Here is a 26,555-nt window from a genome sequence, read left to right on the forward strand (position 1 = left end):
CCCCTCGGTGTCGTCCGCCGGGGCTCTGTGGCACGATGAACGAGCAGCGCTCGGGGCAGTGGGCGGACAACAGAGCATCCAGGGGGGATGACGATGACGTCGTGGAGCATCTCGGTCGACGGGGTACGGGCGGTTCTCGCCTCGGTCGCGACCGACGGGGAAGCCCTGACCGCGGCGGGGTCGGCGTTCGACGTCGCCTCGGCGTCGGCCGTGGCCACCGTGTCCGCACCGACCGTCTCGGCGGCGCTGCGATCCGCCGTGGACGAGCGCGAGGACGTCGCCGACCGCATGGCCGCGACCGTCCGCCGGGCGATCGGTGGGGCGAGCGACGCCACGACCGCCTACCTCGACGGCGACGAGGAGATGGCGGCGAACGCGACCACCCGCGCCTCCTCCGTCGACGCGTGGAACCGGAGCGCGCCTCCTGCAGGCGTCGATCACGGTGTCTGGAGGGTCCGATGAGCTACATCACGACGGCCGACGTCGAACCGATGGCCGACGACCCCGCCGCCGTCGAATCGGCGGCGACGTCCCTGCGGGCGACCGCCGAGCCGCTGCGGTCGGCGGGCGCGGACGTCGAGGCGCACTGGCAGGGTCTCGGTGGCGTCTACGAGGCGCCCGAACAGGGCGTGCTGTTCGGGGCGGTCGCTCCGGTGCGCGTCGCGGGCGACGACCTGGCGACGTCCATCGAGCAGATCGCCGACGCCCTCACCGCCTACGCCGAGGCGCTCGCCCCGCTCGAGGTCCTGCGCGACCGGCTGTACACCGACGTCGGAGAGTTCGGCATCGAGGTCGCGACCTGGCACGGCGAGGACGGCAACGGGTCCGAGTCGTGGACGTCGAACCCCGAGTTCGTGGCCCGCGACCAGTCCCTGCGCCGGGCGGCGTCCGGCATCACGTCGGCCATCCTCGACGCCGAACGCGACTGCGCCGGCGCGATCGGGGCCGTGTCCGGAGGCACGGGCAGCGGGCTGGGCGCGGTGGACGACGCCCAGGCGGCAGCGATCGCTCGCCCGGGCGCCTGGCAGACGGTGGTGACCACGTTCGACGCGAAGGTCGACGCCGCGGCGATGACGACGCTCGAGCGGCTCGCGGCCATGGACCGCGACGAGCTCGACGCCTGGGTCGCCGACAACGAGGAGCGCATGCACCAGCTCATCGACGCACCGCCGTCGGCCGAGGCCACCGAGGCCTGGTGGAACGGCGTCGACCCCGCCACGCAGGCGCTGATGGTGTCGAGCGCCTCCCTCCTGGTCGGCAACCTCGACGGGGTGCCGTGGAACCGCCGCATCGAGGCGAACCACAACGGCCTGCGGTCCGAGAGCGAGCGCCTGCGACGGCTCATCGCCGCGAAGCCTGCCGAGGTCGACGACGAGGAACGGACACGGTACGACCTCTGGAAGCGAGAGCTCGACCTCTACGACGATCTTCTGACCGAGACGGTGAAGAGCTACGACCCGACGACGGGTGGCGTCGTGACGCGGACAGGCCACCAGGTGATCGTCTTCGACCCCTCCCGGGAGGCGATCGCCGAATACGTGGGGTTCCTCGCCGAGGACGGATCGATACCTCCCGAGACCACGAGCGTCGCGACGTACGTGCCGGGGACGAACAGCAAGATGTCGGCCTTCTCCGACACGACGAACGTGGCCGAGGAACTCGTCTCGCGCGATCGTGAGCACGTGGGCGTGCTCGCCTGGCAGGGAGGCCATTTCCCCCAAGACGCCCAGGCCGCTTTCCCGGCCGCCAGCGTGGACCTCGCTCCGCGGCTCGCGAGAGCCGTGGACTCTCTGCCCGTCGCGCCGACCACCACCCGCACCACCATCGGGTACAGCTACGGCAGCGCCGTCGTGGGGCTGGCCGAGAAAGCGGGCATGTCGTCCGATCGGGTCGTCTACGTCTCGGGAGCAGGACTGGGCCACGACGTCACGGGCATCGACGAGTTCCCCGAGACGAAGGATTCACCCCACTACGCCCTTCTGGCACCGCGCGACAAGATCGTGGGCCTGATCCAGGGTCAGAACGCCGACCCTTTCGACGTGCCGATGGGCCACGGAGCGAGCCCGATCGGGGCCGACGGGGTCACGCGCCTCGAGACGGGGTGGCTGAGCGCCGAGGAGGGCGCCAGCAGCGGCCCCCTCACCGGTCACTCCGTCTGGGCGCGAGGCGAGCACGGAGCGTCGACGGTCTACGACCAGGTCTTCGGAGTGATGTCGGGTGGTGACGTGGTGCCCTATCCCGCCGACCTCGACGTCCGCGACCGGTACATCTTCACGCCGGAGGACGAGCTCCCCTTGGTGGAACGCGGCGAGATGTCGCCGCCCCGACACGTCGACGAACTCGAGGAACGATGAGTCGGCGGCGAATGGCTGCGCCCTGGCGAGCCCTGGCGGTCACGGGACTCGTCCTCGCCCTGACCGCGTGCGGCACGACACCACCCGACGATGCCCTCGAGACACCCACGGAAGGACCGACCATGTCCATCGAAGAGACCGGCCGACGTGCCAACGACCTCGTCGACCGGGTGGTCGCGCTCGTCGACCCGGCCGTCGTCGAGAGCGTCGAGGTGTTCGAGGACGGCGACGCCGGTGTGGCCGGCACGCCGAACGACCCGGACAGCAGCATCCGACAGTGGACCGTCGCGCATTCCGTCGTGCTCGTCCCGGGTGCCTCACGGGACGCGACGACGGCAGCGCTGGTCGACGCCCTCGTCGCCGACGGCTTCACCGTCTTCGAGGACGACACCACGCCGAGCGGCTCACGGCGGATCGTGACCGGACCCGGTGAGGGTGCGGACGAGCCCTACACCGTGACCCTCCAGGGCGGACCCGACAGTTCCCTCAGCCGCCTCATCGACGTGCAGGTGAACGGTCCGGTCGTCGAGACCGACGGCGGCGCCCCAGAGTGAGGCGCCCCCATGGGTGATCGACGAGCGCTCTGCCTCGCTGCGCTGGGCATCGCCCTCCTCACCGCGTGCAGCACCGGCACGACGGGCCCTCGCGATGTGGACGACGGAAGGACCCTCGAGGAGACCGGCGCGATCGCCACGGAACTGATCGACGGCCTCCAGGCCCAGGTCGACCCGACGCTCGTGGCGGGCGTCGAGGCCCAGGAGGACGGCGCGGCGTCGATCGGCGGCTCCGCGGACGACGCCGACGGCAGCATCCAGGAGTGGCGGGTGCTGCGGTACGTGAACCTCGTGCCGGACGCACCCCAGCTCGACGTCGCCGAGTCGGTGATCGATGCCCGCGTCACGGACGGCTGGACGGTGGGTCTCGACCGGGAGACGTCGAACGCGGGAGGTCGCTGGGTCACGTTGACTTCGGACGAGGACCGCTACGACGGCTTCGAGCTGACCGTGCAGGCCGGTGACAACGGTGCGTCCCCCGGGCAGAACTACGTCCTCCTCGGCGTGGTCGGACCGACCGTCGAGACCGGTCCCTCCGACTGAACCGGCCCGCGCCTCCTCGGCGGCCCACACCGACGAGCGGGTGGCGCATCGCACCGCCGACTGGACGTCGCACCGCCGACGTGGGCGGTGCGATGTTCAGTGGGCGGTGCGTAACGGCGACGAGCGGGAGTGCAGGCCGACGAGCGAGCGGGCGACGAGCGGGAGGCGCGGGTCGGGTCAGGGGCGCGAGTAGCGGTGCTCGGGGCGGCCGGTGGTGCCGTAGCTGAGCTTCATCGTGACGAGACCGTCGGCGGCGAGCGCCGCGAGGTACCGCTGCGCCGTGGCCCGCGAGACCCCGACCCGGGCGGCGACGTCGGCCGCCGACAGTTCGAGCGGCCCGACCCCGGCACCGGCGTCCGCGTCGGGGTCCGCGGCGACTGCATCCGCCTCGGCGCCGAACTGCTCGAGCACCGCCTGCTCGGTGGCCGACCGCGACGGCGAGGCCGCCTTCGCCGCGTCGCCGGAATGGAGGATGCGCAGGGCCCGTTCGAGCGCCTCCTGGTCGACGGCCGTCCGCTCGTCGAGCACGTTGCGGTACCGCTGGTAGGAGCGCAGCCGGTCGACCAGCGTGCCCGACGCGAACGGTTTGATCAGGTAGCCCAGCGCCCCGCGCCGCAGGGCCCGCCGCACGGTCGTGGCGTCCGAGGCGGCGCTGAGCACGAACGCGTCGACGTCGACCTCGCGCAGCAGGTCGAGCCCGCTGCCGTCGGGCAGGTGGACGTCGAGCAGAAGCAGGTCGACGTGCCGTTCGGCGAGGACGCGGCGCACCTCGGCGACCGTGCCGACGGCCGGCAGCGCCCGCAGGCCGGGCAGCTGCTCGACCTGACGGCGGTGCAGGTCGGCGACGTAGAAGTCGTCGTCGACCACGAGCACGGTGAGTTCGGTCGTCACGGGGTGGTCCTCTCGGGGGTGTCGGGGGCGGGCGGTCCGGGGGCGGGGGTGCTGCCGGCGGACGTGCCGACGCCGGGCGGTCGCGGGTCGTCGCCGCCATGGGACGAGGAGGCGCGGGTCGGCCCGGACGCGCCCGTCACCACCGCCGCGCCCGCCACCACCGCCTCGCGCGAGACCGCGCCCACGAGCCTCGCGCAGAACACGGCGCCGTGCCCGTCACCGCCCGGCGAGCCGAGCCAGACGTCGCCGCCGCGGCGTCGGGCGATGTCCCGGGAGAGCGGCAGCCCGAACCCCAGGCCGTGCACGCGTGCGGGGTCGGGCTCGTCGTCGGCACCGTGCGGCCCACGGTCGAACAGCTGGTCCACGTCGGCGACGCCGTCGCCCGAGTCCATCACCGACAGGTGCAGGTCGGTGTCGTCGTCGAGCACCTCGACCTCGATCCAGGCGGGCGTGACCCGTCCGGCGACGGCCGCCCGGACCGCGTTGTCGACCAGGTTGCCGAGGACGGTCGTCACGTCGCCGGGCTCGACGACCGACCCCGTCACGAGCGTCTCGGGCCCGAGCTTCAGCAGGACGCCCCGCTCGGCCGCCTCGACGCCCTTCGCCCCGAGGAACGCCTGCAGGTACGGCTCGGTCAACCGGTCGGCGTGGGCCACCGGGTAGCGCAACGGCCCGTGGTCGAGGACGTCGGCGAGGTAGGCGCGGGCCTGCTCGGCACGACCGAGCTCGAGCATCCCCGACAGGGCGTGCAGCCGGTTGGCGAACTCGTGTCGCTGCGCGCGGAGGGCCGTGGTCATCGCGCCGACGGCGTCGAGCCGGCGGGTCAGGGCCTCGACGGCCGTGCGGTCGCGCACCACCGCGACCCGGCCCAGGTCGACCCCGTCGCGCGACACCGGACGCACGTCGACGAGCAGCACGTGGTGGCCGACCACGAGCGTGGTGTCGGCCGGGGTGCCCGCCGAGGTGCCGGCCGACGCCTCGTCGACGGCGTCGCGCGGCCCGCGCGGCCCGCGCGGCCCGCTCGGACCGAGCAGCGCGACGAGCCCCTCGGGCAGGCCGAGCCCGGCGAGCGGCATCCCCACGGCGGTCGATGCGTCGACCGCCAGCAGTCGCGCGGCCTGGTCGTTGCACACCGTCACGACGCCGTCGCCGGACACCGCGAGCACCCCCTCGCCGACCCCGCCGAGCACGGCCTGCTGGTTCTGCACGAGGCTCGACAGCTCCTCGGGCTGCAGCCCGAGGGTGGCGCGGTCGAGCCGCCGACGGATCAGCACCGACGCGACGACGCCGAGCGCGAGGGCGAGCACGGCCACCCCGACGACGGGCAGGGCGTCCTGCACGAGGGTGTCGTAGACCCGGGTCGGCGCGTACCCGACGCTGACCTCGCCGACGACGTCCGCCGCCGACCCGGAGGCCACCGACGCCGCGCCGACCGCGACGTCCGGAGCGTAGATCGGCACCTTCGCGCGGGCCGAGTCGCCGAGCGTGCCGCGCTCCCAGGCGACGACCTCCTCCCCTCGCAGGGCGGCGTCGGGGCTGGTGCTGACGCGCTCGCCGATGCGGGAGGGGTCCGGGTGGGCCAGCCGCACCCCGCGATCGTCGGTCACGACGACGAAGAGCGCCCCGGTGCGCTGCTGGGCCGCGACCGCGGTGCGCTGCAGGGCTCCCCGGGCCAGCGCCTCCTGGTCGATCTCGGTGCCGTCGACGCTCAGCAGGGCGACCTGCTCCCGGACGTCGGTGTCGCTCGCGACGCTCTGCGCCACGGCGAGCGCGGTCGACTCGGCCTCCCGCGCCAGGCGCTGGACGGCGATCGTCGCGAAGACGGCACTGGTCAACAGCACGATGGCGGTGACGACGGCGAGCTGGAGCAACAGCACCTCGGTCGCGAAACGTCGCTTCCGGAGGCGCGGCGCCGCCCCCTGCACCGACCCGCCTCGCGCACCCGCCCGACGGCTCGCCGGCGTGCGGCGTCCCCGTGGTGAGCTGTCGTCGGTCACGCCCGCCAGGGTACCCGGCGCGGCCGACGCGACCCGCGCCTCCTCGCGGCCCCGCCCAGCCCTCGCGCACGCGCCGCACCGCGTCCCGTGCATCGCACCTCGTCTAGGCACGGTGTGGTGCACGAAACGCGGTGCCAAGCCGGGGTGGGGTCGGGGTCGGGGGGCAGGCCGGGCGTGAGCAGAACGCGCAGAACGGTGCCAACGCGCGATAGTCGGCCAATGCGCACAAGCGCGACGCGGCTCGGGAGGCGCGGCTAGCGTGCCCGGACACACGAACCGGACGAAGGAGTCCAGATGCTCGTCATCCTCGGTTATCTGATGATCGCCACCTTCATGGTGCTGATCATGACCAAGCGGCTCTCGCCGATGCTCGCCCTGATCATGGTGCCGACCATCTTCGGCCTGTTCGCAGGGGCCGGCCTCGGCATCGGCGACATGGTGATCGAGGCGATCGGCGACCTGGCCCCGACCGCGGCGCTGCTGATGTTCGCGATCATGTACTTCGGGCTGATGATCGACGTCGGGCTGTTCGACCCGCTCGTACGGTTCATCCTCCGCGTCACCGGCAACGACCCCGCGAAGATCGTGCTCGGCACGGCCCTGCTGGCCGGGGCCGTCTCGCTCGACGGCGACGGGTCGACGACCTTCATCGTGACGACCGCCGCCATGCTGCCGATCTACCTGAAGCTCGGCATGAGCCCGGTCGTGCTGACCTGCGTGGCCGGCCTCGCCAACGGCACGCTCAACATCGTCCCGTGGGGCGGGCCGACGGTGCGGGCCGCCGCCGCACTCAACGTCGCACCGTCCGACATCTTCGTGCCCCTCGTGCCGTCGCTCATCGTCGGCCTGGTCATCGTGTTCGCCTTCGCCTGGCTGATGGGCCTGCGCGAGCGCCGCCGCCTCGGCACCGTCGAGCTCGGCGGCTCGGTGCTCGCCGCCGCGGCCGAGAAGATGTCCCCCCTGTCGCGCGAGCTGGCCACGGCCGCCCGTGGGGGCGGACCGGGCAAGGCCGGCGTCGGGGTCTCGATGTTCACCAGCCCCACGGTCGCCCTGGGCCTGCGCGGCGGTCGCGCCGACGGCAGCCGCGCGGACGCCCCCGGCGAGCGCGCGGTCGACAACCCCGGCGGCAGCGGCGCCAGCGAGAACGGCACGCCCCTGACCGGCACGATGGCCGACACGATGCTCGACCCCACCCGCGAGACCCTGCGCCCCGGGCTGATCTGGTTCAACTTCGCGCTGACCGTCGTGGTGATGGTGCTGCTCGTGCTCGACCTCTTCCCCCTGGCCTACGTGTTCATGGTGGGCGTCGCGGTCGCGCTGCTGATCAACTTCCCGAAGGTCAAGCAGCAGTCGGCCGAGATCGTCGCCCACGCGCCGAGCATCGTCGGCGTCGTCTCGATGGTCTTCGCCGCCGGCGTGCTGATCGGCGTGCTCAACGGCACGGGCATGGTCGACGCGATGGCGCAGTGGCTCGTGCAGGTGATCCCGAACGAACTGGGTCCGTACCTGGCCGTCATCACGGGACTGCTCAGCCTGCCGCTCACCTTCTTCATGAGCAACGACGCCTTCTACTTCGGCATCCTGCCCGTGCTCGCCCAGAGCGCCGCGGCGTTCGGCATCGAACCGGTCGAGATGGCGCGCGCCTCGGTGATCGGCCAGCCCGTGCACCTGCAGAGCCCGCTCGTGCCGGCGATCCTGCTGCTGGTCAGCCTGGCGAACGTCAACCTCGGCGACCACCACAAGAAGGTGCTCTGGCGGGCGGCCGTCGTCTCGGTCGTCATGCTCGTGGTCGCCGTCGTCGTCGGGGTCATCCCCTTCGGCTGATGCCACCCGGGCGGGGTCAGCCGGGCGGGGTCAGCCGGTGGCGTCGAGGTAGACCGGGCGCGACGGCTCGTGCGACGCCTCGACGGTGCGGACGGCTCCGAGGTGCTGCAGCACGGCGACCCGGGCGGCCTCGAGGCGGCCGAGGACGTCGCGCTGGCGCTCGGCCAACGAGGAGGCGCGGGTCGCCAACTCCTGCGGCAGCGGACCCAGCCCGGTGGGCGGCGTCCACCGACGGGCCGGCGTGGGCAGCGCGGTGGGGTCGCCGTCACCCGTGGGGAGCGAGGCGTCCGCCTCGGTGACCAGCGCCTCCAACTCGTCGAGGGCCGCGCGCCAGGCGGCGTGCGTCCGTTCGGTCCTAGGCGACACCGACGCCTCCGGCCAGGCCGGGGACCGACGAGGCGGCGCCGGCCTGCAGCGAGGCCGCGGCCTCGTGCCATGCCTGGCGCAGGGGCTCGATCAGCCCGGCGACCTCGCGGGTCTGCGCGACGTCACGATGCACGTTGGCGTTGACCAGGGCGGTCGACGTGTAGGTGTACAAGGCGAGCAGGCCCTCGCCGCCGTCCCAGACGTCGATCTTGAGCGACGACGACAGCTCGGCGATGATCGCCTGGGCGTGCAGCAACTGCTCGGAGGCGGCGGGCCAGTTCGCGGCGACCTGTGCGGCCTCGGCACGCGACAGGTCGAGCATGAGGCGGTCGTAGAGCATCGTGACGAGCTGGACGGGCGTCGCCGACAGCACGGCGTCGCTCGTGTACTGGGCGCGCTGCTTCTGCACGACGGCCGAGGGGCCGGCCGAGGCCGCGGCGAAGGCGGCGAACGAGGTGGCGTCCATCAGCTGCTGCTCGTCGAGAGGCTGGCGAGCTGGCTCGAGATGTACTTCTGCTGCGCGGTCAGGGCGCTGAGCGAGGTCTCGAGGGCCGAGTAGGTCTTCTGGAGGCTCGCGCGGCGAGCGGAGAGACGGTCGTCCCAGTCGCTGACGCGGTTGTTGAGGTCCTTCACGACCGACTGCTGCCCCGTGATGGTCTTCGTCAGCGAACCGTCGAACTTGTCCGATACCGCCGTGGCCGTCGAGGCGACCCGGGCCGCGATGGCACTCATCGTCGCCTGCACCTTGGCCGGGTCGGCCGCGAGGGCGGCGGCGAACTTCGTGGCGTCGACGGCGAACTGGCCGGTCTTGGCGTCGATCGAGATGCCGATGACGCTCGGCGACTGCCCGTCGACGGGGCTGAGCACGGAGTCGGTCAAGCGTTGTGTGATGCCACGGGTGGTGGAGTTGCCACCGAAGACGCCCGCGGTGACCGTGGTCACGCCGGACGCGTTGGTCGTGGTGGTGGCCGCGCTCCTGGTGCTGATCAGGCTCAACGCGGCATTGACGCCGGCGACCAGGTCGGTGGCGACCTTGGTGGCGGCGGTCGCGTCCCGGGCGATCGCGAGGTGCACCGGCTCGGTCGTCGTGGCCGAGACGGTGACCGAGACGCCGGGCAGGACGTCGGTGAAGGTGTTGCTGGCGCTGGTGACGACCTGCTCGGCCGCCGTGCCCGCCCACAAGGTGATCGAGGCGTCGCGCGCCTGCGAGATCACGGCGGCGCCGGGCTGGGCGATGAGGTCGGGGGCGGCGCCGGCGGCCACGTCGGCGGCGGTGCCGCGGTAGACGTCGAAGCCACCCTCGGCTCCGCTCTTCTGGCTCGACAGCTGGAGACGGTACTGGACGGCACCCGAGGCGTCCTTGCCCGAGGCGACCTTGACGGCCGAGACGCCGGCGGCGGAGGCGTTGATCGCCGTCACGACGTCGTCGAGCGACGAGGAGGCGGCGGTCACCTCGGTCGTCGTGCCCGCGGCCGAGACGAAGGTGAGCGTCGCGGGCGAGTCGGGCCACGCCGTCATCGCCGCGGTCACCGCGGTCTTGGACGACGCGGTGGCCCCGACCACGAGGTCGACCGAGCCGGAGACGGCACCGGGAGCGGTGGTGGCCGTCACCGCCGTCGAACTGCTGGTCGGGGTGAAGAGGGAGAGCGAGCCCGCCTTGGCGGTCGAGGTCGCGAGGGTCGCCAGGTCGGCGATCTTCGTGTTGAGCCCCTGCAGGGCCGTGACGAGCGTCTGGCCGACGGTGGCCTTGTTCTTCAGGATCGTCTGGGGCACGGCCTCGGACTGCATCAACGTGTTGATGAGCGTGGTCGTGTCGAGCCCGCTGACGAGGCCGTCGATGCCGAGCGAGGCCATCAGGTGCTCCTGTCGAGGTGGGGTGTCCGGGTCGGACCGTGGGGCAGATCGAAGTGGGGGGGGGGGAGCGCTGAGACCGGGTGGCCCGACGGTGCAGGATCAGCTGCACCGTCGAGGCCACCCGGTCTCGAACCGCGGTGAGGTGGTGGGTCAGGCCCGGGCTGGGAGCTCGGGACCCTCCTCGGCTACGACTAGCGGAGGAGCGACAGCACGCCCTGGCTGCTCTGGTTCGCCTGGGCCAGCATCGCGGTGCCGGCCTGGCTGAGCACGTTCGAGCGGGTGTACTTGACCATCTCTTCGGCCATGTCCACGTCGCGGATGCGCGACTGAGCCGCCGTGAGGTTCTCCTTCGCGACGTTGGTCGACGCGATGGAGTGCTCGAAGCGGTTCTGCACGGCACCGAGCTCCGAACGAGCCGACGACACGTCCTTGATCTGCGTGTCGATGGCGGCGATCGAGGTGAGGGCGTTGGCCGACGAGTCGAACGTGAGCGCCTTGACGGCGGTCGCGACGGCCGTGATGTCGGTGAGGTTCACCGAGATCTGGTCGTTCGCAGCCGTCGAGCCGGCTCCGACCTGGAACGTCAGCGAGCCGGCACTGTTGAGCAGGTCGATTCCGTTGAAGTTGGTCGAGTTGCCGATGCGGGTCAGTTCGTCGCCGAGGGCCGTGACCTCGGTCTGGATCGCCGTACGAGCGTCGGCGTTGTTCGAGTCGTTGCCCGACTGGACAGCGAGGTCGCGGACACGCTGGAGGATCGAGTGGACCTCCGTCAGGCCGCCTTCCGCGGTCTGGACGACCGAGATGCCGTCCTGGGCGTTACGTGCGGCCACCGTGAGTCCGCCGACCTGCGAGCGCAGGCCCTCGGAGATCGCGAGACCCGCCGCGTCGTCAGCGGCACGGTTGATGCGAAGACCGCTGGAGAGCTTCTCGAGGCTCTTCGACAGGTCGTTCTGCGTGCTGTTGAGGTTGCGGTAGGTGTTGTTGGCCGCGAGGTTGGTGTTGATCTGCATACCCATGGTGTTCTCCTCCGTGACTGGGTGGTGTTCGTCGGCCCATCCGTGGGCTGACACCGGCTACTGTCGGCCGGTCGACCGCGGCTGTAAGTCAGCCGCAGAAGTTTTTTCGGGCGATCTCAGACCGCCGTGCTGATGCCGGCGGCGTCGGGCTCGCGCATGGCGCGGGCGATGCCGACGGCGGCGTTCGTCGCGACGCGCGACAGGTAGGCGCTGCGGCGGGCCGGCGCGGTCTTCGAGACCGGGGTGAACTCGGCGTCGGGGTCGTCGGCGTAGTGCGACTCGAGGGCGTCGCGCAGCAGGCGGACCGCCTCGGTGCGCTGCTGCGAGACGGCGCTGTGGGTGATGCCGAGCTCGTCGGCGATCTCGGTGACCGTGCGGTCGCCGAAGTAGACGCCCTCGACGATCAGGCGCATGCGCTCGGGCAGGGCCTCGACCGCGGCGGCGACGTAACGGCTGCGCTCCGAGACGAGCAGGTTCTCCTCGGGCAGCGGCAGGTCGGCCGCGAGGTGGTCGGCGACGGTGTCGTCGAGGGCCGAGACGGTCCGGGCCGCGTCGGTCAGGGCACCGGCCGCCGTCTGGCGGTCGACGCCGAGGGCACCGGCGATCTCGTCGACGCTCGGGGCGCGTCCCAGGGTCGCGGTGAGCGCCTCCTGGACGGCCAGGGTCTCCTTGATGCGCTTGCGGGTGCCGCGGCTGGCCCAGTCCCCCGAGCGCATGTCGTCGGCGAACGCGCCGACGATGCGGGTGCGGGCGTAGGCGCCGAACGGGATGCCGAGCGTGGGGTCGAAGGCGTCGGCGGCCTGGACGAGGGCGACGGCCCCGACCGAGGCGAGGTCGTCACGCGACAGGTGGGTGGCGCGGGCGCAGACCTCCGAGACGAGGTAGCCGACCAGTGGCAGGTTCTCCACCACCATGGCGTTCCGTTCGGTGCGGTTCATCGCGACTCCCAGTGCGATAGGGGACCTCGTGGTCCGGTGATCGTGACTCCGGGCGCGACGAACGGCCCTCTGATCAGGGCACGTCGACAGGGTTCGCCGAGGAGGCGCGGTGCACCGGACGAGACGTCGTCCGGACCGCAGATGATGCGTGGCGACCGACCCGTCGGGGGCCCGTCGCTGCTCTGCAACGCTACCGAGCCGGAGGGGGGCGGCGGCAGGCCGGGACTGCCCCCAGTGCGGGGGAACGACCGTCATCTCTTCGGGGGACACACCTCGTGCCCTCACCCCCGTACTGGGTCGGAACGCCCCTTCCTCCGAGCGGTGCTTTAAGGCTAGGCGCAGGGTTCGGGCCGATGACTAACGGGCCCCGCGCCTCCGCCGATAGTCACCGGTGCAGAGGACGCCGGGCACTCCTCGCCGACGGACGACGAACCCGACACCCCGATGCGACCGACCGAGGAGGCCCCCATGGGCGCGAACGAACTCTCCGCGCTGCTCTGGCGAGAGCGCGAGCTGCTCGAGCTGCTGACCTTCAAGCTCGAGGAGGAGCAACTGCTGCTCACCGCGGGCCGCAGCCGCTGGGTCGACCACGCCACGCGCGAGGTCGAGCAGGTGCTCGGTCGCCTCCGTTCCGCGGGGCTCGAGCGGAGCGTCGAGGTGTCGGCCGTCGCCCGCGAGTGGGGCACCGACGAGGAGGCCCCCTTGCGCGAGATCATCTCCGCGGCACCGTCCGGCCCGTGGGGCGAGATCTTCACCGCCCACCTCCGCGCCATGACCGAGCTGACCGGGCGCATCGCCCAGCTGCGCGACGAGAACGAACGCTTCCTGCGGGCCGCCGCCCGCGCCACGCAGGAGACCCTGGCCACCGCGTCCACCGGCCCCGCGACCGCGACGTACGACGCGACGGGCCAGACCGGTCACGCGAGCTCGGCCAGCGCCTCCGGCGGTCACCTCTTCGACGGGCGGCTCTGACGTGGTGAGCACCTTCGGCAGCCTGGCCACCGCCTACCGCGGGCTGACCGCGGCCCGCACCGGGCTCGACGTGGTCGGCCAGAACATCGCCAACGTCAACACCGAGGGCTACACGCGGCAACGGGTCACGCAGTCCTCGATCGAGGCGGCCGCCCGCGTGGGCGTGTTCTCGAACGGCGTCCAGCCCGGACAGGGCGTGTCGGTCGACGGCATCGCCCGAATCGGCGACCGGTTCGCCGACGCCCAGGTCCGCGGCGCCGCCGGGGCAGCCGGCTACCAGGGCGTGCGGGCGTCGGTCACGGCCGCCCTCGAGTCGTCCCTGAACGAGCCCAGCACCACCGGCATCGCCTCGCAGCTGACGAAGTTCTGGTCCGCCTGGCAGGACGTGTCGAACGACCCCTCGGCCGCGGCCCCCGCGGCCGTCCTGCTCGGCCAGGCGAACACGATCGCCCAGACCCTCTCGACCGGCTACAAGGCCGTCGACGACCAGTGGACCTCGCAGCGTCAGCAGCTCGACGGCCTCGCCTCGCAGCTCAACTCGGCCGCGACCCAGGTGGCCGACCTCAACGTGCGCATCCGCACCGCGACCCAGCAGGGCGTCAGCACCAACGAACTGGTGGACGCCCGCTCGGCACTGACGGAGAAGATCGCGACGCTCGCCGGAGGCACGGTGCGCGACAACGCGGACGGCACGGTCGACGTCCTGGTCGGCGGCAACGCCCTGGTGTCGGGCGACTCGGCCCGCCAGGTGAAGGTGACCGGCGACTACACGCTGGCCACCGCCTCCTCGGGGGTCTCGCTCGAGTGGACCCACCGCGCCGGCGACCCGATCTCGCTCGACGGCGGCAGCATCGCCGGTTCGCTGTCGGTGCTCGCCCCGGCCGCGCCCGGCGGCACCGGCGGGGTGCTGGCCGAGGCCGCCGCGAGCTACGACGCCCTCGCGACCCAGCTCGCCACCCAGGTGAACGCCGTGCACGCGACCGGCACGACCGCCGACGGCACCACGGGCCACGACTTCTTCGCCCTCACCGCCGGGGTCCCCGCCGCGCGCGGCCTCACCGTGCTGCCGACCGGCGCCTCGACCATCGCGTCGGGCAACGGCACGGGAGGCGCCCTCGACGGGTCGATCGCCCGCGCCGTCGGCCGGATCGGCCTCTCGACCGGATCGCCCGACCGCGCCTGGGGCTCGATCGTCAGCACGATCGGGGCCACGGCCCGCACCGAGGCCGACCGCTCGACCCTCACCGACCTCGCGGCGACGTCCGCCAAGGGGCGCCAGCTCTCGACCGCCGGGGTCAGCCTCGACGAGGAGAACGTCAACCTGCTCACCTATCAGCACGCCTACCAGGGCGCGGCCCGCGTCATGACCGCGATCGACGAGATGCTCGACACGTTGATCAACGGCATGGGACGGGTCGGGAGGTAACCGATGATCACCCGCACCACGAACCAGATGGCGATGCTCACCGCGCAGCGCAACCTGCAGACCAGCTCGTACCGGGTCGACCAGGCCCAGCAGCGGGCCGCGAGCCTCGACCGCATCTCGAAGCCGTCGGACGATCCGGCCGGCACGGCGGACGCCCTGCGGGTCAAGGCCGAGCAGGCGGCCAACGTGCAGTTCTCCCGCAACGTCGGCGACGGCAACGGGTGGCTCTCGCTGGCCGACTCGGCGCTGTCGTCCACCGACGACGTGCTCAAGAAGGTGCGCGACCTCACGGTGCAGGGCGCCAACACCGGCGCGCTGTCGCAACCCGCCCTCGACGCCATCGCGACCGAGATCGACGGTCTCAAGGCCGACCTGCTCGCCGTGGCGAACACCTCGTACAACGGCCGCAGCGTCTTCGCCGGCACGTCGGACGCGGGCGTCGCCTTCCGCCCCGACTTCAGCTACACCGGCACCCCGGGCTCGTCGGTCACCCGCCAGATCGGCGTCGAGACCGACGTGCGCGTCGACGCCGACGGAGCCGCCGCCTTCGGCACCGGCGCCGACTCGGTCTTCAGCATGCTCGACCGCATCGCCGCCGACCTGCGGGCCGGCGTCAACGTCGGCACGCGGCTCACCGAGGTCGACGCCCGGTTGACGGCCGTGCGCGGCGTACAGTCCGACATCGGGGCACGACAGTCCCAGATCCTGAGAGCCGAGGACACCCTCTTGGACACCAAGACCACGCTGGAGGCGCAGCGCGCCGGCATCATGGACCTCGATCTCGGCGAGGCCGTGCTCGACCTGCAGATGCAGAACACCTCGTACCAGGCGGCCCTCGCGGTCACCGCCAAGGTGCTGCAGCCCACGCTGATGGACTTCCTCCGATGAGCGCGAACGCCGCCCGCGAGGTCGCGGGCTCCGTCGTCACGTTCGTCGCGCCTCCGTTCGGTCTCGAGCCGCTCACCGACTTCTCGCTCGAGCGCATCGACGGCGCCCACGGGCTCTTCGCCCTGCGGGCGAGCGGGTCCGAGGTGCGACTGTTCGTGCTCGACGCGTCGGTGCACCTGCCCGACTACTCGCCCGTCGTGTCGGACGACCAGTCCGCCACCCTCGACCTGCAGGACGCCGCCGACGCCCTGCTGCTCGTCGTCGCGACACCCGCGTCCACCGGCATGACGGTCAACCTGCTCGCGCCGATCGTGGTCAACGTGCGCACCGGAGCGGGCGCCCAGTTGATCCTCGAAGGCCAGGACTGGCCGCTGCGCGCCGAGCTGAGCCCCCGCGCGTAGTCGCCTGCCGGTGGTAGGGCACGAGCTCGCCCGTCGGCCGGGCACCGGGTCGCCCCTCGGCTGGGCACGGGCTGCGAAGGCGGTCACGGTGTGGTGACGACCGATGCGGCCGTCGCGCCCATCGGCTTGCCTGGGACGCAGGAGGCGCGATCATGATCACGACACCCCGCACCACACGGCACCGGTTCGCCGTCGGCACGATGGCGGCGGTCACCGCCGTCCTGCTCGTCGGTTGCACCACCGGGGACGACGCCCCGGGTTCGGGCGGTCCGGCCGCCACGCGTCCGGCGTCCGAGACCCCGACCGACCCGACGGCCGCCGCCGGACCCGGTCCGGTCGCGCCGACCGCCGACGCGACCGCCGTCACCGTCGCGGCCGACGCCGTGACGACCGACGTCGCCACGGACCTGGCCGCCCCCTGGTCGGTCGTGCGACTCGACACCGGGTCGTCGTTCGTCAGCCTGCGCGACACCGGCACCGTGCTCGAACTGCTCGCCGACGGCAGCACGCGCGAGGCCGGCACCATCGGCGGGGTCGTGCACGAGGGCGAGGGCGGGTTGCTCGGCCTGGCCGTGCTCGCGGGATCGCCGTCGTACCTCTACGCCTACGCCACGACCGCCGACGACAACCGCGTCGTGCGCGCGCCGATCACGGGTGAGGTCGGCTCGTACGGCCTGGGCGAGCAGGAGACGGTGATCACGGGCATCCCCAGGGCGAGCAACCACGACGGCGGCCGCATCGCGTTCGGCGCGGACGGGGCCCTGTACGTGACGACCGGCGACGCGAACCAGCGGCCGAACGCCCAGGACCCCGGCTCGCTCGGCGGAAAGGTGCTGCGCGCGACCGCGATCGGCGGCGTGCCCGACGACAACCCCGAACCCGGGTCGCTCGTCTACTCGCTCGGCCACCGCAACCCGCAGGGCATCGCCTGGGACGCCACCGGCGCCGCCTGGGCGGCCGAGTTCGGGCAGAACACCTACGACGAGCTCAACGCCCTCGAGCCCGGGGCGAACTACGGCTGGCCGGACGTCGAGGGGCGCGGCGACGTCGCGGGCTTCGCGGACCCGGTGCTGCAGTGGTCGACCGACGACGCCAGCCCGAGCGGCCTCACGGCGGTCGGCACGACGCTCTACCTGGCCGGGCTCGGCGGCGAGAAGCTGTTCGAGATCCAGGTGTCTCCCGGCTCCGAGGCCGTGCCGACCGAACTCTTCGCCGGCGACCGGTCGCTCGGCCGCATCCGCGACGTCCTGCCCGGTCCCGACGGCACCCTCTGGCTCGTGACGAACAACACCGACGGGCGTGGCACGCCGAGCGCCGGCGACGACCGCATCGTCAGCGTCCCCCTCACCCCGGCCCCCTGACCCGGCGGGCGCCACCGGAGGAGGCGCGGGTCGGGTTCCGCACACCGGCCCCAGGAGGCGCGGGTCGGGTTCGCACACCGGCCCCGACACTCGCTCACACGCTGCGCGCCGCGCGGCCTGTTCGGGGGCCGGGCGGTTACCCTCGTACTCGATGAGCCAGCACGACCGACCCGACACGACAGCACCCGGCAGCGCCCGCCCCCAGACCGTGCCGCCGGGGTTCGCCGCGCCCGTCGTGCGCGGGACCGGTGGCGCCGGCGGCTTCGACCCCGTCAGCCTGCGCACGGCCGTCGACGTGCCCGTCGCCGAGGCCCGCCTCGCCGCCCTGGGCCAGAGCCGCAGCACCGCCGCCCTCGGCGAGCGCGCCGACCTGCTGCGCCTGCTCGGCCGCCTCGACGAAGCCCTGGCCATCGCCGAAGAGGCGTTCCGTCTGGCGCACTTCACCGGCGACCGGGCCGACTCGACGGCGGCCCGCATCCGACGGGCCCACATCTTCCGCGAGCAGGGCAAGCTCGACCGTGCGCTGAACGACCTGCACACCAGCCGCATCACGGCCGCCACCGAAGAATGGCGCGAGCTCGAGGCCGCCGCCGCCGAGCTCGAGGGCTACACGCTCTACGACCTGGGCCGCAACGAAGAAGCGCGCGAGACCCTGGCCAAGGCGCTCGAGGCGTACGAGGCATCCGGTGCCCCGCGCGACCGCACGAACGGCCTGCGCGTCGCGATCGAGGGCGTCATGCGCGCCTACCTCAGCGACACCGGCCCGCAGGCACGACTCGAGGCCCCGGCCGTGGGTGACACGAACCCGGTGCCGCTCCAGCCCCTGACCGCGGCGCCGACGTCGGCCCCTGCCCCGGCCCGATCCCAGGGCCGGACCCAGGTGCCCCGCTTCGACGGCATCGCCTCGCTCTACGGTGGTGCGCCCACGTCGACGCCGGCGTCCGCTCCCGCCCCGGCTTCTGCTCCGGAGGTGCCCGCGGGCACCGCGGCCGCGGCCGCCGGCGACGGCGCGGGGGCCGACGTCGTCCCCGCCCGCCAGCCCATGGACGCCGCGCGCACCGCCGCGATCAGCTTCGACCCCGAGTCCATGCCCGACGAGGCCGCCGCGTCGCCGGTGGCCGAGGCCGCCGCCGCCCGCGCCGAGAAGGTCGCCGCGACGGCTCCGGCCGCACCACGCGACGGTGGGCTCTGGGGCAAGATCAGCCACCTCGCCGAGCGCGCCGCGGGTCACCGCGACCGCGACTCCGACGAGTTCGACGCCGAGCGGCGGGGCGACGCCGAGCGTCGCGGCGCCGACGAGGGCCGTACCGGGGACCGGCCCCGCACGGGCGGCACCGGCGTGACCGGCGTGGTCGACGGCCTCCCGCGCGACGACGAGCCCACCACCTGGCCGTTCCCGCGGCGCTGACCCGCGCCTCCTGACCTCGACGTGGCCGACCTCGACCGGGTGCGGCGCTGGGCCGCCGCGCTCATCGACCTGCACCTCGACCCCGCCGTGTGGACCTTCGGCTTCGACAACGCCAAGACGCGCGCGGGCCTGTGCAACTACACGACCAAGCGCATCACGGTCTCGCGGCACCTCGCCGGACGCTACGACGACGACGAGATCCACCAGGTGCTGCTCCACGAGGTCGCGCACGCCCTCGCCGGCTCCCGCGCCGGTCACGGTCCCCGGTGGAGGGCCGTCGCCACCGACCTGGGCTACGTCGGCTCGCGCCTGCACGACGGAGCCATCGCCAGCGAGCTCGCCCCGTGGGTAGGGGTCTGTCCGGCGGGGCACGAGCACTTCCGCTACCGCCAACCGGCGCGACCCCTCGCCTGCGGGAAGTGCTCGCGGCGGTACGACCCGGCCCACCTCATCACCTGGACGAAGCGCGCGGTCTGACACCGCGCCTCCCGGGCCCGGTCCGGGCGGGACGAGGGCCGCCCGGAGGCGCGTAACCGGTTAGGGTGGTCAGGTGCAGACCGGACAGTGGCTCAGATCCGACACCGACACCCGGTGGTTCTTCGACTCGGGCGCGCTCAGCCTCGACTTCGCGTACCTCGGCGGGTTCCGTGCCGGGTCGCGGTTCGGCCCGGAGTCGGGCCTCGACCTGCCCGCCGACGGGTCGACCCCCTGGGACGGCCTCCTGCTGCCCGCCGACCTCGACGACTGGATCGGCGAGCGCTTCGACGGCATCGCGGGCTCGGCGGGCGACCGAGAGCTCGCCGACGCCCGGGGCCTGCGCGACGCGGTCGCCCGGCTCGCGGTCGCCGCGGCCGACGGCACCTCGACCGACCCCGACGACGTCGACACCCTCAACCTGTTCGCGGCCCTGCCCGACGTCCCGCCGTCGCTCGAGGGCGGACGACGCCAGGCCGGGGCCGGGCGCCTGCGGCTCGGGCAGGCGATGGCGTCGGTCGCGCGCGACGCGGTGACCCTCTTCACGGCCGTCGGCTTCGTCGGCGGACCGGACTCGCGCCTCCGTCGGTGCACGAACGAGGCGTGCGGGCTCGTCTTCTTCGACGAGTCGCGCGCGGGCAGCCGCCGCTGGTGCTCCATGCAGCGCTGCGGCAACCGGGCCAAGGTCCGGGCGCACCGGGCCCGCGCCGCGAGGGGCTGAGCAGGAGCCGCGCTGGCCTTTCGTGCGCTCCGGTCGCCGGGCCGCCCCGCTCGGCCACCGCTTCGGCTTGCCGCCCCGACCTGCCGCCCACGATCGCTCCCTGCCCCTCTCCCCACCACGAACGGAACAACCCGCCACGCGATTCGGTGGCGGGTTGTCGAGTACGTGGCGGCGTGAGCGATGCGGCCCCGCCGGGGGCCGCACCAAACACGGAGGCGACGGTCGGTCAGTCGACGACCGAGACGTCCTTCCAGAAGGCGACGTAGCCCGAGTAGTCCTTGCCGACGCGGTCGAACGAGGTCGGGATCGGGGTCGGGTAGCTCCAGGCACGGTCCTGCAGCAGGTCGTCGCCCGACGTGACGCTGAAGTACTGCGTGTCGCCCTTCCACGGGCAGTGGTACTGGGTGGGGCTCTCGGTCAGCAGGTCGGAGTTCACGCTCGCGGGCGGGAAGTACCAGTTGCCCTCGATCGAGATCAGCTCGTCCCTCGGGGCCTCGGCGACGACGGTTCCGTCGGTGAGCACTGCCTTCATGGTTCCTCCTGCGGTCGGGGCGACGTTCGGGTCGCTCTGGCCGCAACGCTACGCCGAGGGGGTGAATTCCCCTCGGGAGCCCGACGGGGCCACGACGGCGAGGGCGGCGGAGGACGAGGAGGCGCGGGCCGCGTCGACCACGTCGCCCCGGTCGGTGGCGACCAGCTCGGCCGCCGAGGCCGAGGCCGTCAGCAGGTGCGACGAGGCCCGGGCGAGCGCCCCGGAGGCGGCGCAGGCGACGGCGGCCTCGGGGGACGAGAAGTCGATGCCGACCGCGGCGAGCGCGTCGACCACCGCTCCGGCGGCGAGCTGGTCCTCGACGGCGGGCCGGAACCCGTCCGCCTCGACCGCCCCCGCGGCGACGATCGCCACGAGGGCACGGTCGCCCCGTCGGGCCTGACGCTCGACCACGTGCCGGGCCACCTCGGGTGCCGCCCCGGCGCCGGTGACGACCAGGACGTCGGCCCCGCTCGCGACCTCGGGCAGACCGGCGACGACGCGCACGGTCTCGTCCCGCGTCAGCGTGCCGTGCCCGTCGAGCACGTCGACCACGACGAGGACGTGCGCGCCCGGGGCGATGCGGGCGGCTCCGGCCACGCCGTGGTCGAACCTCACCTGGTACTTCTGCTGGCCGTGCGGACTCATCCGACCAGCGTAGGCAGCCGCACTCGGACGTCGCCCGTGCGTGACGCGACGTGACGTGCGATCAGGCGGCGGGAGTTGGATCGGAGCATGCACGTGCAGCTCAAGCTCCGCCTCGCCTGCCCCGTCGATGTCGCGACCGACGCCCTGCGCGACCCTCGGGTGATGGTCGCCGTGACGAAGCCGCTGGTGGTCTACCGGTCCGAGTCGCCGTCGGGCTTCCCCGACCGCTGGACCGAGGAGGCGCACCCGGTGTCGGCGAGCATCCTCGGCGTCCTGCCGCTCGGCAGCACGCACGTCGACCTCGACTGGCACGAACGCGACGGTGCGTGGATCCAGCGAGACACCGGACGGGGCACGAGCGGCCAGTTCGCCCGGATGCGCATCAACCACCGGATGGCCGTCGTGCCGGACGGTCCGGGCCACACGCTGCTGCGCGACCGGCTCGAGTTCCACGCCGGGGCGCTGGGCCTCGTGCTCTGGCCCGGGCTCTGGGCGACCTGGCAGTGGCGCGCCCTGCGGATGAAGGCCCTCGCCCCGACCTGGCGCGGGGCGTCGACACACCCGAAGCACGTCTGACCCGCGCCGCGGTCCGCAGCAGCACTCAGCCGTCGCGGGTCGGCCGTCGCAGGTCGACCGCTCCGCGTCAGCCCCAGAAGCCGGCGTGCACGGCCGAGGCCTCGTCGAACAGGGCCGGCCCCGACACCGACACCGCGCCTCCCCCACGCGCGAAGACCTCGCGGCAGGGCAGGTCGAGCGTCGACTCGCCCTCCTGCTCGGTGACCATGCCGAGCAACTGCTGTTCGGCGAGCGCGTAGACGACCCGGCCGATGCCGGCCCAGTGGATCGCTCCGGAACACATCGCGCACGGTTCGGTGCTCGTGTAGAGGGTCGCGGCCTTGAGCGTCGGCTTGTCGAAGCGCTGCGCGACGAGCCGGACGAGGTTCGTCTCGGCGTGGCCCGTCGGGTCGCCCTCGGTGACGACCGTGTTCTCGGCCTCGACCACGTCTCCGTCGGCCGTGAGCACCAGGGAACCGAAGGGATGGTTGCCGTGGTCGCGAGCCTGCTGCGCGACCTCGATGGCGCGGTGCAACCGCGCCAGGTCGGCCGGGGTGACGGTGGGGTCAGGGGTCGTGGTGTCGGTCGTCATGGGGCGAGCGTAGCCAGGGAGCACCGTCCGCCGCGGCCGGGACGGCGAGCTGTGGACGGGCGACCTGCCTGTGAGCGAGCCACGGGCGGCGGGGCGACCGCCTGCGTACGGTGGCAGAGGTGACCGACCCGACCCGCACCTCCTCGTCCACCGGTGAGACCACCGCCGACACCGGCGTCGACGCCTCTGCCGAGGCCACGGCCGACGCCGCCGACAGCTCCGCCCCGACGCCCGCCCAGGGAGCGCTCGACATCGCCTCGTGGCGGCGGACGATCCACGGGCTCTACCGCGACGTGCGCGAGGCGACCGACCTGGCGGCGGCGCACGACCTGTGGCGACGCACCCGCGACGAGCTGTTCTCGACGCACCCCTCGACCCCGCTGCTGCCCGAGGACCGCCCCGACTTCACCGGCCTGCCGACGAAGCCGTACGACCCGGCCTGGCGCTTCGAGGTGTCGGTCGAGCCGGCCGAACCGCGACGCATGGTGGTCGAGACCGGCACCGACGGCGACGTGCTCTTCGACCTCGTCGGCGTGGCCGACGTGCCCGGCGTCGGCAGCCTCGACGTGTGGAAGCTGGCGCAGTACGCCGGCGGCCTGTTCATCCCCATCAAGGACGCGCTGGCGGGCAAGCCCGGCGGCACCTACGGCGGAGGGCGCTACCTGATCGACTCGGTCAAGGGCGCCGACCTCGGCGCCGGCGGCGAACCCGGCACGATCGTGCTCGACTTCAACTTCGCGTACAACCCCAGCTGCGCCTACGACCCCGCCTGGGCCTGCCCGCTCGCCCAGCCCGGCAACACGGTCGCGGTCGAGATCCCCGTCGGCGAACGGTACGGGCGCGCGCACTGATCGGGGCCCGCGGGCGGACGCGCGCACCGCTCGAACCCCGCGGGGGGGGATGCGCGCCTAGCCCTTCGGCTCGGAGTCGACCTCCACCGCGACGCCGTAGTCGTCACCGCCGTCCGTGCTGATCACCGAGACCGAGTCGTAGACGACGTCGGAGCCCGGGGTCCTGACGTCGCAGTGCACCTCCTCCTGGTCGACGACGGAGACCGCGTCGTCGCCGCAGTCGACGTCGGGCCGGATGCCGACCTCCTTCTCGAGGGCGTCGGCGACCGTGGTGGCGAAGGCGCTGGACGACACGGTCCGGTCGATCGAGGCCGAGGCGGTGCATCCGACCAGGGCCGTCGCGAGGACGGAGGCGGTGATCACGCTCGAGACGACTGTCGATGTGCGCATGGGTGCAGACCTTCCGGACGAGGCGGAGACCGCGGTGTGTGCCCCCGGAGCCGCGGGCCACGCGCCCCCGACGTGTAGCCAACCACGTCGTCCGACCGGTAGAACGACAGGTCGATCCCGGCGCGCACGTCGACTAGCGTCGGATCATGACCCCGACGACGCCGCCCACCACCCCGTCGAGCCCCTCGAGCCCCTCGAGCCCTGAGGTCGTGACGCAGGCGCTGCTCGACCTCGGCTCGCGACCCGAGCACCCCTTCACCACGAGCATCGAGGACGGACGCATCGTCTTCACCTGGGTCTACGACAAGGCGTCCGGGCCGTTCGGCGGCCGGGAGCAGTCGTACCGGCTGCGCATCACGCTCATCCCGGAGACCTCCGAGTACAAGAGGTCCGAGATCGGCGTCGAACGGCAGCGCGGCTCGGTCAGCGGCTCGTACACGTTCAACTCGGCGAAGGTCGTCGGCCCGGTCAAGCGCACGCTCGAGGCCCACGGCTGGCACCGCCGACGCACGGCGCTGGGCAAGGCCATCCGGCGCCTGTTCTCGTAGCGGACGGTCGTCGGAGGTCAGGAGGCGCGGTGGGGGCGAGGCGTCCTGAGGGGACGACCCGCGCCTCCTCGGCTCGTCCCCGGCACCGCCACGCGGCGCCCCGCACGGCTGTGCACACCACACCCGTCGCGTTTTCCGGCGCCAGCCGCTAGGCTGGGGTCACTTGCGAGCCGGCCCGATCGGCTCCCTGCGTCGTAGCACGCCCCTCACCGCCTCTCCGTCCTGGCACACACCCAGGCAGACCAGCAGGCGCGCGAAGCTCACTCTGCGGCGAAACGATCGTGCACACCTGCACCGTCGCCACACCTCGAGCCCGGCTACGACAGCCGTCCTCCCGGCACTGCCCCGCCCTCGTGCGAGCACGTCCCCGACGTGCCTCCTCACCAGCAGGCGGCCAGGCAGCCTCGGCCCGGCTCGACACCGATGCCCCGAAAGGTGCACCACATGTCAACGAACACCCTCGACACCGAGAACACCACCGGCGCCACGAGCGTCGACGAGACGGCCGACGCCGTCACCTTCAGCTCGCTGGGCGTGCCCGCCCCGATCGTGAAGTCCCTCGCCGCGGAGGGCAAGACCACCGCGTTCCCGATCCAGGTCGACACCCTGCCCGACACGCTCGGCGGCCGCGACGTCCTCGGCCGCGGCAAGACCGGCTCGGGCAAGACCCTCGCCTTCTCGATCCCCATGGCCGCGCGCCTCGGCGGCAAGCTGGCCGGCGGCAACCGCCGCGCCGGACGCCCCCTCGGCCTCGTCCTCGCCCCCACCCGGGAGCTCGCCACGCAGATCGACGCCGTCCTCGCCCCGCTCGCCGAGGCCTACGGCATGCGCACCACCACGATCTTCGGCGGCGTCTCGCAGAACCGTCAGGTGCAGGCCCTCAAGGCCGGCGTCGACATCATCATCGCCTGCCCCGGCCGCCTCGAAGACCTCATGAAGCAGGGCTTCGTCAAGCTCGACGCGATCGAGATCACCGTGCTCGACGAGGCCGACCACATGGCCGACCTGGGCTTCCTGCCCGGCGTCACGCGCATCCTCAAGGCCACCCCGAACGACGGCCAGCGCCTCCTCTTCAGCGCCACCCTCGACAACGGCGTGGACAAGCTGGTCAAGCAGTTCCTCCACAACGAGGTGCTGCACTCGGTCGACGAGGCCAACTCGCCCGTCGCCAAGATGACCCACCACGTCTTCGAGACGCCCGACGTCGACAGCAAGAACGCGCTCATCCAGAAGCTCGCGAGCGGCCAGGGTCGTCGCATCCTCTTCATGCGCACCAAGCACCACGCGAAGAAGCTCGCCAAGAAGCTCACCGAGTCGGGCATCCCCTCGGTCGACCTGCACGGCAACCTGTCGCAGCCGCAGCGCGACCGCAACCTCGCCGCCTTCCAGGACGGTTCGGCCCGCGTGCTCGTCGCCACCGACGTCGCCGCCCGTGGCGTGCACGTCGACGACATCGAGCTGGTCATCCACGTCGACCCGCCGACCGAGCACAAGGCGTACCTGCACCGCTCGGGCCGCACCGCCCGCGCCGGAGCCGAGGGCGACGTCGTCACCCTCGTCATCCCCAGCCAGAAGCGCGACGTCGCCCAGCTGATGAAGAAGGCGGACATCCGCCCGACCATCACCGCCGTGACGCCGAACTCGCCCGAGGTCGACGCCCTCGTCGGCCAGGTCGCGGCCTACGTCAAGCCCTCGCCCAAGGCTGCCGTCCAGCAGCAGCAGCAGGGTGGCGGTGGACGCTCGCAGGGCGCGAACGCCCAGCGCAAGCGCGCCGCCCGTCAGGACTCGCAGGGCAACCCCATCGCCCGCCAGGACCGTTCGGGTCGCCCCAGCCAAGGAGGCGCGGGTCGCGGTTCCGACGCCGGTCGCGCCGGTGCCGGTGCCGGTCGTTCGGGTGGCTCGCGTGACGGCGGCCGCCAGGGTGGCCGCGACGGCGCCCGCCGCGACGCCGCTCCCCGCGGTGGCGCCTCGACCTTCTACTCGACCGAGTCGGGCCGCGGTTCGTCCACGCCCGTCCGCGACGACGCCCGTGGCACGCGCGACGGTGCTCGCGACGAGACCCGTGGCACCCGCCAGACCGGTCGCCGCGCCCAGAGCAGCGGCACCCAGAGCGACGGCGGCCAGAGCCGCACCAACGCCGTCCGCAACGACCAGGCCGAGTTCGCCGCGTCGCTCGGCGGCTCGCGCGAGGGCGGCCAGCGTGACGGCGGCCAGCGCAGCGGCGGACGCCGCGCCTCGTCCGAGGGCGGCCGTCCCGGCTCGCTCAAGGTCGGCGGCCTCGTCGGCGGCAAGGCCCGCACCGGCGGCGGCCAGCGCGGCGGTCGCTGACCCGACCCGCTGCCACACCCCCGAACCGGGGGGGGGGGCCCCGCGGGGGGGGGGGGGGGGCGGGGGGGGGGGGGGGGGGGGGGGGGGGGCGGGGGGGGGCGCCCGCCCCGGGGGGGGCGGGGGGGC

28 protein-coding genes are annotated in these 26,555 nt (G+C 73.2%); 17 read left to right on the forward strand and 11 right to left on the reverse strand.

Translation table 11 applies throughout. The features are described from left to right. Positions 1 to 87 precede the first annotated feature (87 nt). The 4 genes from ACIOSR_RS12575 to ACIOSR_RS12590 all read left to right on the forward strand — a co-directional run bounded on the left by ACIOSR_RS12575 (position 88) and on the right by ACIOSR_RS12590 (position 3,451). The gene (locus tag ACIOSR_RS12575) at positions 88 to 462 is read left to right on the forward strand and encodes a DUF6507 family protein (protein WP_173153529.1); all 375 of its coding nucleotides are present in this window, start codon (positions 88 to 90) and stop codon (positions 460 to 462) included. Next, a complete protein-coding gene (locus ACIOSR_RS12580) occupies positions 459 to 2,354 on the forward strand; it encodes a WXG100 family type VII secretion target (protein WP_402752783.1) in 1,896 nt (631 codons plus the stop codon). Before ACIOSR_RS12575 ends, ACIOSR_RS12580 begins: the two co-directional genes overlap by 4 nt. 122 nt (positions 2,355 to 2,476) lie before the next feature. Further along, positions 2,477 to 2,908, forward strand: coding sequence for a hypothetical protein (locus tag ACIOSR_RS12585; RefSeq protein ID WP_402752784.1), 432 nt, complete (start codon positions 2,477 to 2,479; stop codon positions 2,906 to 2,908). Between the two features lie 9 nt (positions 2,909 to 2,917). Beyond that, positions 2,918 to 3,451 (forward strand): hypothetical protein, encoded by a 534-nt coding sequence (locus ACIOSR_RS12590; protein WP_402752785.1) that lies wholly within the window; start codon positions 2,918 to 2,920, stop codon positions 3,449 to 3,451. A 177-nt stretch (positions 3,452 to 3,628) separates the two neighbouring features. Here the strand turns inward: ACIOSR_RS12590 and ACIOSR_RS12595 are convergent, their stop codons facing one another. Then, the gene (locus ACIOSR_RS12595; protein WP_402752786.1) at positions 3,629 to 4,342 is read right to left on the reverse strand and encodes a response regulator; all 714 of its coding nucleotides are present in this window, start codon (positions 4,340 to 4,342) and stop codon (positions 3,629 to 3,631) included. Then, positions 4,339 to 6,339 (reverse strand): ATP-binding protein, encoded by a 2,001-nt coding sequence (locus ACIOSR_RS12600; protein WP_402752787.1) that lies wholly within the window; start codon positions 6,337 to 6,339, stop codon positions 4,339 to 4,341. The genes ACIOSR_RS12595 and ACIOSR_RS12600 overlap by 4 nt, the downstream gene beginning before the upstream one ends. A 294-nt stretch (positions 6,340 to 6,633) precedes the next feature. On the opposite strand from ACIOSR_RS12600, the gene ACIOSR_RS12605 reads away from it, so the two are divergent. After that, positions 6,634 to 8,163 (forward strand): CitMHS family transporter, encoded by a 1,530-nt coding sequence (locus ACIOSR_RS12605; protein WP_123571320.1) that lies wholly within the window; start codon positions 6,634 to 6,636, stop codon positions 8,161 to 8,163. A 30-nt stretch (positions 8,164 to 8,193) separates the two neighbouring features. On the opposite strand, the gene ACIOSR_RS12610 is transcribed toward ACIOSR_RS12605, so the two are convergent. From ACIOSR_RS12610 to ACIOSR_RS12630, 5 genes are all read right to left on the reverse strand, one after another. After that, on the reverse strand, positions 8,194 to 8,529 hold the full coding sequence (locus ACIOSR_RS12610; RefSeq protein ID WP_056043705.1) for a hypothetical protein: 336 nt from the start codon (positions 8,527 to 8,529) through the stop codon (positions 8,194 to 8,196). Then, complete coding sequence (gene fliS / locus ACIOSR_RS12615) at positions 8,519 to 8,995, reverse strand: flagellar export chaperone FliS (protein ID WP_402752788.1); 477 nt, start codon at positions 8,993 to 8,995, stop codon at positions 8,519 to 8,521. Before fliS ends, ACIOSR_RS12610 begins: the two co-directional genes overlap by 11 nt. Continuing rightward, positions 8,995 to 10,383 carry a flagellar filament capping protein FliD gene (gene fliD / locus ACIOSR_RS12620; protein ID WP_402752789.1) on the reverse strand — a complete coding sequence of 463 codons (1,389 nt, stop codon included), beginning with the start codon at positions 10,381 to 10,383 and terminating at the stop codon, positions 8,995 to 8,997. The genes fliS and fliD overlap by 1 nt, the downstream gene beginning before the upstream one ends. 191 nt (positions 10,384 to 10,574) lie before the next feature. Then, positions 10,575 to 11,399, reverse strand: a complete 825-nt coding sequence (locus ACIOSR_RS12625; protein ID WP_274598573.1) for a flagellin — start codon at positions 11,397 to 11,399, stop codon at positions 10,575 to 10,577. Between the two features lie 116 nt (positions 11,400 to 11,515). Further along, complete coding sequence (locus tag ACIOSR_RS12630) at positions 11,516 to 12,337, reverse strand: sigma-70 family RNA polymerase sigma factor (RefSeq protein ID WP_056043710.1); 822 nt, start codon at positions 12,335 to 12,337, stop codon at positions 11,516 to 11,518. 468 nt (positions 12,338 to 12,805) lie between these two features. On the opposite strand from ACIOSR_RS12630, the gene ACIOSR_RS12635 reads away from it, so the two are divergent. The 8 genes from ACIOSR_RS12635 to ACIOSR_RS12670 all read left to right on the forward strand — a co-directional run bounded on the left by ACIOSR_RS12635 (position 12,806) and on the right by ACIOSR_RS12670 (position 19,988). Next, on the forward strand, positions 12,806 to 13,309 hold the full coding sequence (locus ACIOSR_RS12635; protein WP_056043714.1) for a flagellar protein FlgN: 504 nt from the start codon (positions 12,806 to 12,808) through the stop codon (positions 13,307 to 13,309). 1 nt (position 13,310) lies between these two features. Further along, positions 13,311 to 14,735, forward strand: a complete 1,425-nt coding sequence (flgK, locus tag ACIOSR_RS12640) for a flagellar hook-associated protein FlgK (RefSeq protein WP_342211762.1) — start codon at positions 13,311 to 13,313, stop codon at positions 14,733 to 14,735. Between the two features lie 3 nt (positions 14,736 to 14,738). Then, a complete protein-coding gene (flgL, locus tag ACIOSR_RS12645) occupies positions 14,739 to 15,623 on the forward strand; it encodes a flagellar hook-associated protein FlgL (RefSeq protein ID WP_402752790.1) in 885 nt (294 codons plus the stop codon). Further along, entirely contained in the window at positions 15,620 to 16,024 is a 405-nt protein-coding gene (locus ACIOSR_RS12650; RefSeq protein WP_123571326.1) for a flagellar assembly protein FliW, read from the forward strand. The genes flgL and ACIOSR_RS12650 overlap by 4 nt, the downstream gene beginning before the upstream one ends. A gap of 152 nt (positions 16,025 to 16,176) precedes the next feature. Beyond that, entirely contained in the window at positions 16,177 to 17,385 is a 1,209-nt protein-coding gene (locus ACIOSR_RS12655; RefSeq protein WP_402752791.1) for a PQQ-dependent sugar dehydrogenase, read from the forward strand. A gap of 151 nt (positions 17,386 to 17,536) precedes the next feature. Beyond that, entirely contained in the window at positions 17,537 to 18,793 is a 1,257-nt protein-coding gene (locus tag ACIOSR_RS12660; protein ID WP_402752792.1) for a hypothetical protein, read from the forward strand. A 21-nt stretch (positions 18,794 to 18,814) separates the two neighbouring features. Further along, a complete protein-coding gene (locus tag ACIOSR_RS12665) occupies positions 18,815 to 19,270 on the forward strand; it encodes a SprT-like domain-containing protein (RefSeq protein WP_402752793.1) in 456 nt (151 codons plus the stop codon). 73 nt (positions 19,271 to 19,343) lie between these two features. Then, positions 19,344 to 19,988 (forward strand): CGNR zinc finger domain-containing protein, encoded by a 645-nt coding sequence (locus ACIOSR_RS12670; RefSeq protein ID WP_285062304.1) that lies wholly within the window; start codon positions 19,344 to 19,346, stop codon positions 19,986 to 19,988. A 226-nt stretch (positions 19,989 to 20,214) separates the two neighbouring features. Here ACIOSR_RS12670 and ACIOSR_RS12675 read toward each other — a convergent pair whose 3' ends face one another. Continuing rightward, positions 20,215 to 20,520, reverse strand: a complete 306-nt coding sequence (locus tag ACIOSR_RS12675; protein WP_056043735.1) for a DUF427 domain-containing protein — start codon at positions 20,518 to 20,520, stop codon at positions 20,215 to 20,217. Positions 20,521 to 20,568: 48 nt separating this feature from the next. Next, complete coding sequence (locus ACIOSR_RS12680; protein ID WP_402752794.1) at positions 20,569 to 21,165, reverse strand: hypothetical protein; 597 nt, start codon at positions 21,163 to 21,165, stop codon at positions 20,569 to 20,571. 87 nt (positions 21,166 to 21,252) lie between these two features. Between ACIOSR_RS12680 and ACIOSR_RS12685 the strand changes: the two genes are divergently transcribed. After that, positions 21,253 to 21,741, forward strand: a complete 489-nt coding sequence (locus tag ACIOSR_RS12685) for a hypothetical protein (RefSeq protein WP_056043741.1) — start codon at positions 21,253 to 21,255, stop codon at positions 21,739 to 21,741. A gap of 67 nt (positions 21,742 to 21,808) precedes the next feature. On the opposite strand, the gene ACIOSR_RS12690 is transcribed toward ACIOSR_RS12685, so the two are convergent. Beyond that, complete coding sequence (locus ACIOSR_RS12690; RefSeq protein ID WP_402752795.1) at positions 21,809 to 22,312, reverse strand: nucleoside deaminase; 504 nt, start codon at positions 22,310 to 22,312, stop codon at positions 21,809 to 21,811. Between the two features lie 251 nt (positions 22,313 to 22,563). On the opposite strand from ACIOSR_RS12690, the gene ACIOSR_RS12695 reads away from it, so the two are divergent. Next, on the forward strand, positions 22,564 to 23,163 hold the full coding sequence (locus ACIOSR_RS12695; RefSeq protein ID WP_370516211.1) for a DUF1684 domain-containing protein: 600 nt from the start codon (positions 22,564 to 22,566) through the stop codon (positions 23,161 to 23,163). Between the two features lie 57 nt (positions 23,164 to 23,220). Here ACIOSR_RS12695 and ACIOSR_RS12700 read toward each other — a convergent pair whose 3' ends face one another. Next, a complete protein-coding gene (locus ACIOSR_RS12700; RefSeq protein WP_402752796.1) occupies positions 23,221 to 23,553 on the reverse strand; it encodes a hypothetical protein in 333 nt (110 codons plus the stop codon). Positions 23,554 to 23,699: 146 nt separating this feature from the next. On the opposite strand from ACIOSR_RS12700, the gene ACIOSR_RS12705 reads away from it, so the two are divergent. Beyond that, positions 23,700 to 24,101, forward strand: a complete 402-nt coding sequence (locus ACIOSR_RS12705; protein WP_402752797.1) for a hypothetical protein — start codon at positions 23,700 to 23,702, stop codon at positions 24,099 to 24,101. 444 nt (positions 24,102 to 24,545) lie between these two features. Further along, positions 24,546 to 26,429 (forward strand): DEAD/DEAH box helicase, encoded by a 1,884-nt coding sequence (locus ACIOSR_RS12710; RefSeq protein WP_402752798.1) that lies wholly within the window; start codon positions 24,546 to 24,548, stop codon positions 26,427 to 26,429. Positions 26,430 to 26,555: the final 126 nt, after the last annotated feature.

It is taken from the genome of Frigoribacterium sp. NPDC087798, from assembly GCF_044742985.1.
In the GTDB taxonomy this organism is placed as follows: domain Bacteria; phylum Actinomycetota; class Actinomycetes; order Actinomycetales; family Microbacteriaceae; genus Frigoribacterium.